Origin of the sequence: uncultured Aquimonas sp. (assembly GCF_937888285.1) — a bacterium.
Taxonomy (GTDB): Bacteria; Pseudomonadota; Gammaproteobacteria; order Xanthomonadales; family Xanthomonadaceae; genus Aquimonas.
This window is the reverse complement of record NZ_CALART010000074.1, coordinates 1-13,595: the sequence shown is the minus strand read 5'-3', so window position 1 is coordinate 13,595 and position 13,595 is coordinate 1. Positions and strand designations below refer to the sequence as shown.

Below are 13,595 nucleotides of genomic sequence, written 5' to 3'. Positions count from 1 at the left end.
GTCACCCCCTGAGCGTGGCGCCGAACGTCCTGGACAGCGCCGCCACCGCATCGGCGATGGCCTGATCCGCATCCTGATCCGTGAGGGTGCGTGAAACGTCCTGCAAAATCAAGCCTATAGCGAGGCTTCGGAAGCCCGGCTCGACCCCCTTCCCCTGATAGACATCGAACAGCTGGATGCCCTGTACGCGGCCCTCCAGCGCGTTCTGCAGGCAGTCGTGAAGGGCAGACCACGGGTGCTGCTCGGCGACGAGCACGGCGATATCCCGACGAACGGAGGGGAAGCGCGAGACTGGCTGGGCGCGCGGCAGCTCGCGAACCAGCACCGGTGAAAGCTCGAGCTCGAACGCCACCACCTCCTCGTCGAGGTCGAGCGCCTTCGCCAGTGCCGGGTGCAGGTGGCCAATCCAGCCGATGCAGCGGCCCTCGAGCCAGACATCAGCGGCACGCCCCGGGTGCATGAAGCCGGCCGTAGTCGGACGGAACTCGGCGCGCGCAGGATTTCCGGACAGGGCCAGCAGCGATTCCAGGTCCGCCTTGACGTCGAAGAAATCGAGCGCGCGAGCCGGCAAGCCCCACTGCTCGGCCTCGGCGCGACCGCAGGCGGCGGCGGCGACTCGCAGGGTCTCGATAGGGCCTGACTCGCCCTGGCAGAACACTCGCCCGAGCTCGAACAGCCGCGGCCGCGCGTCCTGGCGGTCGCGGTTGTGGGCCAGCGCCTGCACCAGGCCGGGCAGCAGGCCGGTGCGCATCACCGCCAGCTCGGCGCTCAGCGGATTGGCCAGCGCGATCGCGCCCTCCGCCTGACCCCAGCGATCGAGCAGCGCCTGCTCGACGAAGGCGAAGCAGATCGTCTCGCGATAGCCGCGGCCGGCAAGGGCGCGGCGCAGCTCACCCTCGCCCAGCCGCGTTTCGCTGGGCATCGCCAGCGGAATCGCGCCGGTCGGCGTGCTGGTCGGGATGGCCTCGTAGCCGTGGATGCGCACGACCTCTTCGATCAGGTCTTCCTCGATGGCGATGTCGAAACGCCGCGAGGGCGGGGTCACCCACCAGCCGCCGCCGATGTGCAAGCCACGCAGGGCATCGACAGGCTCATCCGCAGCACCGTCGAAGGCTTCGACCTGCATGCCCAGCGCGCGCAGGATGCGCTCGACCTCGGCATCGGCGATATGCACGCCAAGCACGCGCGCCAGCCGCGCACGACGCAGGCGCACCGCCTTCGGCAGGGCCAGATGTTCGGGCAATGACGCTTCCGTCACCGGACCGGCGCTGCCGCCGGCATGCGCCAGGATCAGCTGGGTCGCGCGCTCCAGCGCCAGTCGCGGCAGCTCCGGATCGACGCCGCGCTCGAAGCGGTGCGAGGCATCGGTGTGCATGCCCAGCTTGCGGGCGCGGCCGATGATGGCCTCGGGCGCGAAGTGGGCGCTCTCCAGGAACACGCTGCGGCTGTCGGTGGTGACGCGGGTGTCCCAGCCGCCCATCACGCCGGCCAGCGCGACCGCGCGGTCGGCGTCGGTGATGACGAGGAAGCCCTCGTCCAGCGTGACCTCGCGCTCGTCCAGCAGCTTCAAGGTTTCGCCCGCACGCGCAGCGCGCACGCCGACCGGCCCCTTCAGCGTGGCGCGATCGAAGGCGTGCATGGGCTGGCCCAGCTCCAGCATCACGTACTGGGTGACGTCGACCAGCAGGCTGATCGGGCGGATGCCGGAGCGGCGCAGGCGCTCGGCCATCCACAGCGGCGTGGGCGCTGCGGCATCGACACCTTCGATGACGCGGCCGCAGTAGCGCGGTGCGGCGGCGCCCGCATTCAATTCAAGCGTGAGTGCATCGGCGCTTTCGACCGCAGCGGCCGGCACATCCAGCGGAGTGACGTTCGCCCCCAGAACGGCGGCCACGTCGTAGGCGATGCCGCGCACGCCGAAGCAGTCGGCGCGGTTCGGAGTCAGCTTGATCTCGATGCTGGCGTCGGGCAGGCCAAGGAAATCGGCGAAGGCCGCGCCTACGGGGGCATCGGCCGGCAGCTCCATCAGGCCAGAAGCGTCGGCATCGACGCCGAGCTCCTTGGCCGAGCACAGCATGCCGAAGCTCTCCACGCCGCGCAGCTTGGCCGGCTTGATCGTGAGCCCGCCCGGCAGCTCGGCGCCAACGGTGGCCAGCGGGGCCTTGAGCCCTGGCCGCGCGTTCGGCGCACCGCAGACGATCTGCACCGTGCCGCTGCCGGTATCGACCGTGCAGACCTGCAGGCGATCGGCCTCGGGATGGCGGGCGCAGTCCACGATCTGCGCGACGATCACGCCGGCCAGGCCCTCACCCAGCGCGGTGATCTCTTCGACCTCCAGCCCGATCGCGGTCAGCCTGGCCGCGAGTTCCTCGCGCGAGGCTTGGACGGTGACGTGTTCGCGCAGCCAGTTCTCGGAAAACTTCATTGCCTGTGTCCATCAAAGGCCGCGCGAGCCTGACCCGCTGCGGCTTACAAATCCCGAATCCCCAATCCCGAATCCCGCAGTTCGCCTCAGGCGAACTGGGCGAGGAACCGCGCGTCGTTCTCGAAGAAGCTGCGCAGGTCGCCGACGCCGTAGCGCAGCATGGCGAAGCGCTCGATGCCGATGCCGAAGGCGAAGCCGGTGTAGCGCTCGGGATCGATACCGCAGGCACGCAGCACGTTCGGATGCACCATGCCGCAGCCCAGCACCTCCAGCCACCGCTCGCTGCCGTCCTCGCGATCCCAGCGAATGTCGACCTCGGCCGAGGGCTCGGTGAAGGGGAAGTAGCTCGGGCGGAAGCGCATCGCGAAGTCGCGCTCGAAGAAGGCGTCGACGAACTGCTTCAGCGTGCCCTTGAGATCGGCGAAGGTGCTGGTCTCGTCGATCAGCAGCCCCTCCATCTGGTGGAACATCGGCGAGTGGGTCTGGTCGGAATCCGAACGGTAGACCTTGCCGATCGCGATCATGCGGAAGGGCGGCTGGCGCTCGCGCATGTAGCGCACCTGCACCGGCGAGGTGTGGGTGCGCAGCAGGCGACCGTCCGGAAAGTAGAAGGTGTCGTGCATGGCCCGCGCAGGGTGGTGCGGCGGGAAGTTCAACGCTTCGAAGTTGTGCCAGTCGTCCTCGATCTCAGGGCCGTCGGCCAGCTCGTAGCCCATGCGCGCGAAGATGCCGGCGATGCGCTCGGCGGCGCGTGCGACCGGATGCAGGCTGCCGGCGCGGGCGCCTCGGCCGGGCAGGCTGACGTCGATGCGCTCGGAGGCAAGACGCGCATCCAGTGCGGCCTTCTCCAGCAGCGCACGGCGCGCACCGATGGCATCGGTCAGCGCCTGCTTGATGCGATTGACCTCCGCACCGGCGGCCTTGCGCGCCTCCGGACCCAGCGCGCCCAGCCGCTTCAACTGTTCGGTGATCAGGCCCGCTTTGCCCAGCAGGCGCACGCGGATGGCATCCAGCGCGTCGATGCTCTCGGCCTGTTCGATCTCGTTCGCGGCGCTCTGCGCCTGCGCTTCCAACTCGCTCATGCTCATCGCTCGTGACGGCGCCCGCGTTCGCGGGCCTGGCCCGGGCGCGAGGCCCGGGGCGTGGGTCGGCAAGCCTGCCTCGGGCGGCGCTGCGCGCCAAGCCCCTTGCAAACCCCGACCCTGAAAACGCCTGTGGGGAAGAGCATGCCCTTCCCCACAGGAGAGCCGCGATGCGAACACCGCGGGATGTCGAACGCTCCGGCCTTAGGCCAGTGCGCCCTTGGCCTTCTCGGCCAGCGCACCAAACGCCGGCAGATCGTGCACGGCCAGGTCGGCCAGGACCTTGCGGTCGAGGCTGATGCTGGCCTTCTTCAGGCCGTTCATCATGCGGCTGTAGGACAGACCGAACTGGCGGGCCGCCGCATTGATGCGGACGATCCACAGGGCGCGGAACTGACGCTTGCGCTGCTTGCGGCCGATGTAGGCGTACTGGCCGGCCTTGGTAACGGCCTGCTTGGCAACGCGGAACACCTTGCGGCGGGCGTTGTAGTAACCCTTCGCACGCGCGAGAACGGACTTGTGACGACGACGGGCGGTAACGCCACGCTTGACTCGTGCCATGGTTGCGATCCTCCCTTAGAGGTACGGGAGCATGCGCTGGACGCGACCCGCGTCCTCCGCACGAACGTGGTTGGTGGCGCGCAGACCACGCTTACGCTTGGTCGACTTCTTGGTCAGGATGTGGCTCTTGAACGCATGGCCACACTTGAACTTGCCGGAGGCGGTCTTGCGGAAACGCTTCGCGGCAGCCCGATTGGTCTTGATCTTGGGCATGGGAAACTCCTTTGCATGCAGCGGCGGACCGCTGCGATCTTGGATACCCGGGATGCGCGGATGAGGTCTGCGACCGCATCGCTTGTGGAGCACATCCCGCGCTTGTAGCCCGCCTCACGGCAGCACCGTGATCCGGGCGGAAAGGCCTGCGCGAGTGCATCGCTGCACCGCAAAGGCGCCGATCGCCAAACTGCCGCGACCGGCAAAGACCCCGGCGAACCGGGTACGTCAGCCGCGGGCTCCTGCCCGCCCTGCGCGCGCTCCGGGACTGCATGGCCCCGGCCCGCTCCCGCCGCCTCCTGCGCGGGGATCCCTTGAAGCGCAAGGCCCCGGCCGGTAACGGCCGGGGCCTGCGCGGTCTTGCTCGAAGACGCTTACTGCTTCTTCTTGGGCGCGATCATCATCACCATCTGGCGGCCTTCGAGGCGCGGGCGCTGCTCGATGACCACCTCGTCGCCCAGGTCGGCCTCGATCTTGGCAGCCATCGCCAGACCGAGCTCCTGGTGGGCCATTTCACGACCCTTGAAGCGGATGTTGATCTTGACCTTGTCGCCTTCCTCGAGGAAGCGCCGGATGTTGCGGAGCTTGATGGCGTAGTCGCCGACATCGGTGGTGGGGCGGAACTTCAGTTCCTTCAGCTCCACCTGCTTCTGCTTCTTCTTGGCGGCACTCGCCTTCTTCTGCTGCTCAAAGCGGAACTTGCCGAAATCCATGATGCGGCAGACCGGCGGGTCGACATTGGGCTGGATCTCGACCAGGTCGAGCTCCAGGTCCAGCGCCATGCGCAGGGCTTCGTCGCGGCTCAGAACGCCGATGTTCTCGCCTTCGGCACCGATGACGCGCACGCGCGGCACCCGGATTTCGTGGTTCTTGCGGTTCAGCTTTTCGGTATTGATTCGCGTGTCTCCGTGCTGGGCTGCTGGTCCAGACCTGAACGCAAGGGCTTGATTCTGAAAGAGATCACGCCTTGTCGCGGGCGGTTGGTCCGTTCTCCGCGCGCAGCCGATCGATCAGTTCGGACAGCTTCAGGCTGCCAAGATCCTCGCCGGAACGCGCGCGCACTGCGACGAGCCCTTCCTCTTTTTCGCGGTCGCCCACGACCAGGAGGTAGGGAATCTTCTGCAGGGTATGCTCGCGAATCTTATAACCGATCTTTTCGTTTCTCAAGTCGGACTGAACCCGGAAGCCTTGCTGGACAAGGGCTTGGGTCACCTCGCGAACGTAGTCGGCCTGGGCGTCGGTGATGTTCATCACCACCGCCTGCACCGGCGCCAGCCACAGCGGGAACAGGCCGGCGTGGTGCTCGATCAGGATCCCGATGAAGCGCTCCATCGAGCCGACGATCGCCCGGTGCAGCATCACCGGATGCCGGCGCGTGCTGGTCTCGTCGACGTACTCGGCACCCAGGCGGCCCGGCATCATGAAGTCGACCTGCATGGTGCCGACCTGCCAGCCGCGACCGATCGAGTCGCGCATGTGGTACTCGATCTTCGGCCCGTAGAAGGCGCCCTCGCCCGGCAGCTCCTCCCACTGCACGCCGCAGCTGCCGAGCGCCGCCCGCAGGGCGTTCTCGGCCTTGTCCCAGGTGGCGTCGTCACCGAGCCGCGAGTCCGGACGCAGCGCGATCTTCAGCGAGATGTCCTCGAAACCGAAGTCGCGGTAGACCGCCATCGCCTGCTGGTGGAAGGCCGTGACCTCGGCTTCGATCTGGTCTTCGGTGCAGAAGATGTGGCCGTCATCCTGGGTGAAGGCGCGCACGCGCATGATGCCGTGCAGGGCCCCCGAGGGCTCGTTGCGGTGGCAGCCGCCGAATTCGCCGTAGCGGATCGGCAGGTCGCGATAGCTGTGCAGGCCGGAGTTGAAGATCTGCACGTGGCCCGGGCAGTTCATGGGCTTCACCGCGTAGGTCCGCTTCTCGGACTCGGTGAAGAACATGTTCTCCTTGTAGTTGTCCCAGTGGCCCGACTTCTTCCACAGCGAGACGTCGAGGATCTGCGGGCAGCGCACTTCCTGGTAACCCGAGGCCTTGTATACGCCGCGCATGTACTGCTCGACGGTCTGCCACAGGGCCCAGCCGCGCGGATGCCAGAACACCATGCCCGGCGCTTCCTCCTGCTGGTGGAACAGGTCGAGCTGCTTGGCGATGCGGCGGTGGTCGCGCTTCTCGGCCTCCTCCAGCTGGTGCAGGTAGGCCTTGAGATCCTTGTCGTTCAACCAGGCCGTGCCGTAGATGCGCGAGAGCATCTGGTTGTTGGAATCGCCGCGCCAATAGGCGCCGGCCACCTTCATCAGCTTGAAGGCGCGCAGCTTGTCGGTGCCGGGCACGTGCGGGCCGCGGCAGAGGTCGGTGAACTCGCCCTGCGAGTACAGCGAGAGATCCTCGTTGGCGGGGATCGATTCGATGATCTCGGCCTTGTAGTGCTCGCCCAGACCGCGGAAGAAGGTGATCGCCTCGTCGCGCGACTTCACCGTGCGGCTCACGGCGAGCTTCTCGGCGACGATCTTCTGCATCTCGGCTTCGATCTTCGGCAGGTCGTCCGGGGTGAAGGGCCGCTCGTAGGCGAAGTCGTAGTAGAAGCCGTTGTCGATCACCGGGCCGATCGTCACCTGCGCGCCGGGGTAGAGGCGCTGTACGGCCTGGGCCAGCAAATGCGCGGTGGAGTGGCGCAGGATCTCCAGCGCGTCCGGATGCTTGTCGGTGACGATCTCCAGCGAAGCATCGGACTGGATGCGATGGCTGGTATCGACGAGCCTGCCGTCGACCTTGCCGGCCAGCGCCGCCTTGGCGAGGCCGGCGCCGATGCTGGCGGCGACTTCGCCCACGGACACCGGGCCTTCGAATTCACGGCGGCTGCCGTCGGGGAGCGTGATGTGGAGCATGGGTATTCACTCGTGCAGCGCCTGCGCAAGGGCCACTGGGGCGTCGGCGGCAGGCAACAAAAAAGGGCGCAAGCGCCCTCGTTACGGGTGCCAGCGCGGTCTGGGAATGTCAGTCGGCGGTAGTGGACATGTCGCACGCTAGACCGGCGTTGCCGCCTGGCCACCTCGAGGGTGATCGGTTTCGGAAAACGGACTGGGGAAGGCTCCTCCGCAGCGCCGCAAAGCTAGACCCGCCCGCCGCGCGCTGTCAAATCGCGCGGCGGGCGGGTGGGTACTTCAGCGCGACTCGATCAGCTCGACGCCGTCCATGCCCTGGGCCAGCGAATGCACGTCACCGCCCTGCGCCAGCTTGATCTTCAGGCGCACCTCGTTGGTCGAGTCGGCGTGGCGCAGCGCGTCCTCGTAGCTGATCTCGCCGGCCTGGTAGAGCTCGAACAGGGCCTGGTCGAAGGTCTTCATGCCCAGGTTCGTGGACTCCTTCATGACGTCCTTGATCTTGTGGATCTCGCCGTCGCGGATGTAGTCCTGCACCAGCGGCGTGCCGAGCAGGATTTCCATCGCCACGCGCCGCGCCTTGCCGTCGGGCGTGGGCACCAGCTGCTGCGCCACCACGCCCTTGAGGTTCATGGACAGGTCCATGAGCAGCTGGCTGCGGCGGTCTTCCGGGAAGAAGTTGATGATGCGGTCCATCGCCTGGTTGGCGTTGTTCGCATGCAGGGTACACAGCACCAGGTGGCCGGTTTCGGCGAAGGCGATGGCGTGATCCATGCCCTCGCGGGTACGCACCTCGCCGATCATGATGACGTCGGGCGCCTGGCGCAGGGTGTTCTTCAGCGCGTTCTCCCAGCTGTCGGTGTCGATACCGACCTCGCGCTGGGTGATGATGCAGCCCTCGTGCTTGTGCACGTACTCGATCGGATCCTCGATGGTGATGATGTGGCCCGAGGAATTCTGGTTGCGGTAGCCCAGCATCGCCGCCAGCGTGGTCGACTTGCCGGTGCCGGTGGCGCCGACCAGGATCACGATGCCGCGCTTGGTCATCGACAGAGTCTTGATGACCGGCGGCAGGTTCAGCTCATCGCAGGTCGGAATGCGCGTCTCGATGCGACGCAGGACCATGCCGACCTGGTTGCGCTGGTAGAAGCAGCTGACGCGGAAGCGGCCGACGCCAGACACGCCGATCGCGAAGTTGCACTCGTGGGTCTTTTCGAACTCCTCGCGCTGACTGGGCGTCATCACGTTCAGCACCAGATCGCGCGACTGCTGCGGCGTCAGCGGCGTCTGGGTGATCGGCTGCAGGCGCCCGTGCACCTTGATCGTCGGCGGCATGCCGGACGTGATGAACAGGTCCGAAGCCTTCTTGTGCGACATCAGCTTGAGGTAGCTGGTGAAGTCGATGCTGCTCATGGCGGGCTCCTTCGGAGCGGGATTCGGGATGGGGGATTCGGGATGGAACGACCGCGGGCGCGGCGACTGGGACTCTCACTGCTTCGGGCGGAGACGGAATCGGAACACGGCCACGAGGGCGCTCTCCCAATCCCGAATCCCCACTCCCGAATCCCGGCTCTCATTCAAACAAGCGCTTGTCCTTCGCATATTCCTTCGCCGCCTGACGCGTGACCAGGCCGCGCTTCACAAGATCCTGCAGGCACTGGTCGAGGGTCTGCATGCCGTAGTTCTGGCCGGTCTGGATCGCCGAGTACATCTGCGCGACCTTGTCCTCGCGGATCAGGTTACGGATCGCCGGGATGCCGACCATGATCTCGTGCGCGGCGACGCGGCCGCCACCGACCTTCTTCAGCAGCGACTGCGAGATCACCGCGCGCAGCGATTCGGACAGCATCGAGCGCACCATCGGCTTCTCACCGGCGGGGAAGACGTCGATGATGCGGTCGATGGTCTTGGCGGCCGAGCTGGTGTGCAGGGTGCCGAACACCAGGTGGCCGGTTTCCGCGGCGGTCAGGGCCAGGCGGATGGTTTCGAGGTCGCGCAGCTCGCCGACCAGGATGTAGTCCGGGTCTTCACGCAGGGCCGAGCGCAGGGCCTCGTTGAAGCCGTGGGTGTCACGGTGCACCTCGCGCTGGTTGATCAGGCACTTGTTCGAGGTGTGCACGAACTCGATCGGGTCCTCGACGGTGAGGATGTGCCCGTACTCGTTCTTGTTGACGTGGTCGATCATCGCCGCCAGCGTGGTCGACTTGCCTGAGCCGGTCGGACCGGTCACCAGGATCAGGCCCTGCGGCTGCTCGATCAGCTCGCGGAAGATCTTCGGCGCGGCGAGGTCCTCCAGCGTCAGCACCTCGGAGGGAATGGTACGGAACACCGCACCGGCGCCGCGGTTCTGGTTGAAGGCATTGACGCGGAAGCGGGCAAGGCCGGGGATCTCGAAGGAGAAATCGACTTCGTAGAACTCTTCGTAGTCTCGGCGCTGCTTGTCAGACATGATGTCGTAGATCAGCGCGTGCACCTGCTTGTGGTCCAGCGCCGGGATGTTGATGCGGCGGACGTCGCCGTCCACCCGGATCATCGGCGGCAGACCGGCGGAGAGGTGCAGGTCCGAGGCCTTGTTCTTGACCGAGAACGCCAAAAGTTCAGCGATATCCATGAGTCGCACATCCCCGCTAGATGAGTGTCGGCGCGCGCCGCCATGAGGCCTGCGAAGCGCCGCTAGACTGTGCCACAGCTCCGTCAGCCGCGCCCCCCGGGCGACGGCCGAATCTGCCCGGAGTATAGCCCCGAAGCTTGACCAGGCCATGCCGATGCAGTCGCAGCACGAGACGCCCGCCGCCGCCCGCCTGTCCGCCCTGCGCAACCGCATCGATGCGGCCGCCCGCGGCCGCGCGGTCGAACTGCTCGCGGTCAGCAAGACCCAGCCGGCGGAGGCCGTCGCCGCGCTTGCCGCCAGCGGCCAGCGCGCCTTCGGCGAGAACTACGTGCAGGAGGCCGCCGCCAAGATCGAGGCGCTGCGACGGCTCGACCTGCGCTGGCATCTGATCGGCCATCTGCAGTCAAACAAGGCCGCGCAGGCAGCGCCGCTGTTCGACTGCATCGAGAGCGTCGATCGCGCCAAGCTGCTGCCCCTGCTCGACGCCGCGCGCGCAGCCAGTGGCCGTGGGCCGCTGGACATCCTGCTGCAGGTCAATATCGACGACGAGGCCAGCAAGTCCGGCTGCGCACCTGCCGACCTGCCCGCCCTGGCCGAGGCCGCCGCCCGCTGCCCGAACCTGAGCCTGCGGGGACTCATGAGCATTCCCGCCCCCGTCGCCGATCTGGACATGCGCCGCCGCAGCTTCGCCGCCCTGCACGACCTGTTCGAGCAGCTGCGCGAGCAGCATCCGCAGATCGATACCCTGTCCATGGGCATGAGCGAGGACTTCGAGCTGGCGATCGCCGAGGGCGCGACGCGGGTGCGGGTGGGCAGCGCCCTGTTCGGTCCCCGGGGAGCTGGGAATCGAGAATCGGGAATGGAGAATCGATAGAAGCAGCTCCCGGCAAAGCTATCCTTGCCACCCCGTCGCAACCGCATCGCCGCGTCCAGCACGCTCGCCTCCGCCCATGACGATTCCCGATTCCCGATTCCCGACTCCCGGCCCCATCGCCTTCATCGGCGGCGGCAACATGGCGCGCTCGCTGGTCGCGGGCCTGCGCCGGCAGGGGGTAACGGCGGATCGCATCGTCGTCGCCGAACCGCAGGACGCGCTACGCCAGGGCCTGCAGGCCGAGTTCGGCATACGCGTCTGCGCCGAAGGGCGCGACGCGATCGCTGGCGCCTCGGTCGTGGTGCTGGCGGTGAAGCCGCAGGTCATGCAGGCGGTCTGCGAGGGCCTGCGTGGTGCGCTGGGCGATGCCGTCGTGGTCTCGGTTGCTGCCGGCTTGACCTGCGCACGGCTGAGCGAATGGCTGGGCACGCCGAGCGTGGTGAGGGCGATGCCGAACACGCCGGCCCTGCTCGGCGCGGGTGCGACCGGCCTGTTCGCCCCGCCGGAGGTCGATGCCGCGGGGCGCACTCTGGCCGAAGCGGTGCTCGCCAGCGCCGGCCTGACCCGCTGGATCGAAGACGAAGCCCTGATGGACGTCGTCACCGCACTGTCCGGCAGCGGCCCGGCCTACTTCTTCCTGCTGGTGGAATCGCTGGTCGCGGCCGCCGTGGCCCACGGCCTGCCGCGCGAGTCCGCCGAGGCGCTGGCGCGGCAGACCGCGCTGGGCGCAGCGCGCATGCTCGCCGAGTCGGGCGAGCCCGCCGAAGAACTGCGGCGCCGGGTGACCTCGCCGGGCGGTACCACCCAGGCCGCCGTCGAGTGCTTCCAGGCCGGCGGCTTCGTGTCGCTGGTCGCCGACGCCGTCAATGCCGCCGTGCAGCGCGGGCGCACGCTGGCAGGGAGCTGAGGCAGTGCCGATGCTGCGGGCAGTCGCGCGGCGCGCAGTCGCGGTCGCGCCGGCCGGCACCGACTTGATCGCCGCCGGCCCGCCCAAACCTTGGAAAGCTGCACCCGCCGTGCGGGCCTGTGCCGACAGCACTGACTGCACACGCGCCCTGCCCTCGCCCACTGCCCACCGGAACCCGCGTCCATGAGCTACTTCGCCCAAGCCGGCGTGATCCTGATCGAGGTGTTGTTCGGTCTGTTCGCCACCCTGTTCGTGCTGCGGGTGGCCCTGCCGCTGGCGCGCGCCAACTTCTACAACCCGATCTGCCAGTTCGTGTACAGCGCCACCCATCCGGTGGTCACACCGCTGCGCCGCGTCCTGCGGCCGATCGGTCGCTTCGAGACCTCGGCGGCGCTGGTCGCCTGGCTGATCGTGACGATCAAGGTGTGGGCGGTGTACGCCCTGCTGGGGCGCGGCCTGGGCCTTGGCGCCTCACTGGTCGTAGCCCTGGCGGAGACGCTGGGCTTGGTGCTCTGGATCGCCTTCGCCCTGATTCTTGTGCGGGTGATCCTGAGCTTCATCCAGCCGGCGGGGCATTCGCCGGCCCTGCCGATCATCCTGCAGCTCACCGAACCGGTGCTGGCACCGCTGCGCCGCCTGTTGCCGAATCTGGGCGGCCTCGACCTCTCGCCGCTGCTGGCGATGCTGCTGATCTCGCTCGCCCGGGTGCTGGTCATCGCGCCGATTACCGACTTCGGTCTGGCGCTGGCGCGCTGACGCCGCCTGCGCGTGCGACCGGCGTAGTCTCATGCGTTCGCGCAATCCCTGAATCGAGGACCCGCCATGAAACCGTTCCGCCTGCTGCTCGGCCTCGCCCTGTCCCTGCTGCCGATTCTCGCTTCGGCACAGAGCAGCACCACCCGCGGCCCCTACACCATTCACTACAGCGCCCTGCCCTCCACCCTGATCACGCCCGAGGTGGCGCGCAACAGCGGCCTGACCCGCTCGGCCAGCCGTGGCCTGCTCAATATCGCGGTGATCAAGAAGGACGACGCGCGCGAGTTCGCCGTCACCGCGGTGATCGAGGCCGCCGCCACCAATGCCGCCGGCCAGCGCCAGAGCCTGCGCATGCGTGAGGTGCGCGAAGGTGAGGCGATCTACTACCTCGGGGAGCCGCGCATCAGCGATGGCGAGCGCCTCGACTTCGAACTTCGCATCACCCCCGAGGGCGCCGGCGAGCCGGTGCTGCTGCGCTTCGCCCAGACCTTCCACCCCTGACATGGAGCCCGCGTGAGCCTGATCGCGATCCGCCACGGCCAGGCTTCCTACGCCGCCGCCGACTACGACCAATTGTCCGAGGCCGGCTACGAGCAGTCGCGCCGGCTGGGCCGCTGGCTGCTTCAGCATGCGCCGGTGCCCGAGCGCGTGGTGATCGGCGCCATGCGTCGCCACCGCCAGACCTGGGAGGCCTTGAGCGAGGCCTACCGGGAAGCGGGCATCGAACTGCCGGCACCCGAGTTTGACGCCGACCTCAACGAGTTCGACCATCGCGCCGTGCTGGACGGCTATGCGCGCGAGCACACCGAGGCCGCGTCGCTGTTCCGGGTCGAGCCGGAAGCCAAGCTCGACCCGCGCCGGGTGCTGCAGCAGCTGCTGGCCGCGCTGACGGCCTGGACCGAGGACCGCATCGAAGGCGTGCCCGAGCGCTGGTCGCAATTCCAGGCCCGCACCCGCGCCGGCGCCGAACGCTTGCATCCGAACGCCGGAACCGTGCTGGCGGTGTCCTCTGGCGGCGTGCTCTCGCAGTTCGCCCAGGCCGCACTCGAAACCAGCAACGCCCGCGCGATCGAACTGAACCTCAGCCTGCGCAACAGCGCGCTCTGCGAGTTCCACCACCGCACCGGCGCGATGCGCCTGTCGAGCTGGAACAGCGTCCCGCACCTGGCGGAGGCGCGGGAGCTGTGGACGTATTTCTGAAGAGCTGGGATTCGGGATTCGGGATTGGGGATTCGTAAGGGAGCCTCTGAACTACACGGTTGGCTCAGTCTTGCCAGACTTGCAGGGCCATT

General features: G+C 67.8%; 13 protein-coding genes. 5 read left to right on the top strand and 8 right to left on the bottom strand.

From position 1 onward, the window contains the following. Position 1 precedes the first annotated feature (1 nt). The 8 genes from pheT to Q0654_RS14375 form a co-directional block, all read right to left on the bottom strand. On the bottom strand, positions 2-2,425 hold the full coding sequence (pheT, locus tag Q0654_RS14410) for a phenylalanine--tRNA ligase subunit beta (RefSeq protein ID WP_298854976.1): 2,424 nt from the start codon (positions 2,423-2,425) through the stop codon (positions 2-4). Positions 2,426-2,511: 86 nt separating this feature from the next. Beyond that, entirely contained in the window at positions 2,512-3,507 is a 996-nt protein-coding gene (gene pheS, locus Q0654_RS14405; protein ID WP_298854974.1) for a phenylalanine--tRNA ligase subunit alpha, read from the bottom strand. Between the two features lie 204 nt (positions 3,508-3,711). Then, a complete protein-coding gene (gene rplT / locus Q0654_RS14400; protein ID WP_091244325.1) occupies positions 3,712-4,068 on the bottom strand; it encodes a 50S ribosomal protein L20 in 357 nt (118 codons plus the stop codon). A 15-nt stretch (positions 4,069-4,083) separates the two neighbouring features. Beyond that, the gene (gene rpmI, locus Q0654_RS14395) at positions 4,084-4,281 is read right to left on the bottom strand and encodes a 50S ribosomal protein L35 (protein WP_298854969.1); all 198 of its coding nucleotides are present in this window, start codon (positions 4,279-4,281) and stop codon (positions 4,084-4,086) included. 374 nt (positions 4,282-4,655) lie between these two features. Beyond that, positions 4,656-5,177 carry a translation initiation factor IF-3 gene (infC, locus tag Q0654_RS14390; RefSeq protein WP_343230141.1) on the bottom strand — a complete coding sequence of 174 codons (522 nt, stop codon included), beginning with the start codon at positions 5,175-5,177 and terminating at the stop codon, positions 4,656-4,658. Positions 5,178-5,241: 64 nt separating this feature from the next. Further along, a complete protein-coding gene (gene thrS, locus Q0654_RS14385) occupies positions 5,242-7,161 on the bottom strand; it encodes a threonine--tRNA ligase (RefSeq protein ID WP_298854967.1) in 1,920 nt (639 codons plus the stop codon). A gap of 276 nt (positions 7,162-7,437) precedes the next feature. Beyond that, positions 7,438-8,568 carry a PilT/PilU family type 4a pilus ATPase gene (locus Q0654_RS14380; protein ID WP_298854965.1) on the bottom strand — a complete coding sequence of 377 codons (1,131 nt, stop codon included), beginning with the start codon at positions 8,566-8,568 and terminating at the stop codon, positions 7,438-7,440. Positions 8,569-8,728: 160 nt separating this feature from the next. Beyond that, positions 8,729-9,766 (bottom strand): type IV pilus twitching motility protein PilT, encoded by a 1,038-nt coding sequence (locus tag Q0654_RS14375; RefSeq protein ID WP_091244316.1) that lies wholly within the window; start codon positions 9,764-9,766, stop codon positions 8,729-8,731. Between the two features lie 148 nt (positions 9,767-9,914). Between Q0654_RS14375 and Q0654_RS14370 the strand changes: the two genes are divergently transcribed. The 5 genes from Q0654_RS14370 (at position 9,915) to Q0654_RS14350 (ending at position 13,503) form a co-directional block, all read left to right on the top strand. Then, positions 9,915-10,640, top strand: a complete 726-nt coding sequence (locus tag Q0654_RS14370) for a YggS family pyridoxal phosphate-dependent enzyme (RefSeq protein ID WP_298854962.1) — start codon at positions 9,915-9,917, stop codon at positions 10,638-10,640. Positions 10,641-10,716: 76 nt separating this feature from the next. Continuing rightward, a complete protein-coding gene (gene proC / locus Q0654_RS14365) occupies positions 10,717-11,547 on the top strand; it encodes a pyrroline-5-carboxylate reductase (protein ID WP_298854961.1) in 831 nt (276 codons plus the stop codon). 183 nt (positions 11,548-11,730) lie between these two features. Then, positions 11,731-12,303, top strand: a complete 573-nt coding sequence (locus tag Q0654_RS14360; RefSeq protein WP_298854959.1) for a YggT family protein — start codon at positions 11,731-11,733, stop codon at positions 12,301-12,303. A 66-nt stretch (positions 12,304-12,369) separates the two neighbouring features. Beyond that, entirely contained in the window at positions 12,370-12,804 is a 435-nt protein-coding gene (locus Q0654_RS14355; RefSeq protein WP_298854958.1) for a DUF4426 domain-containing protein, read from the top strand. Between the two features lie 12 nt (positions 12,805-12,816). Next, a complete protein-coding gene (locus tag Q0654_RS14350) occupies positions 12,817-13,503 on the top strand; it encodes a histidine phosphatase family protein (RefSeq protein ID WP_298854957.1) in 687 nt (228 codons plus the stop codon). Positions 13,504-13,595 lie beyond the last annotated feature (92 nt).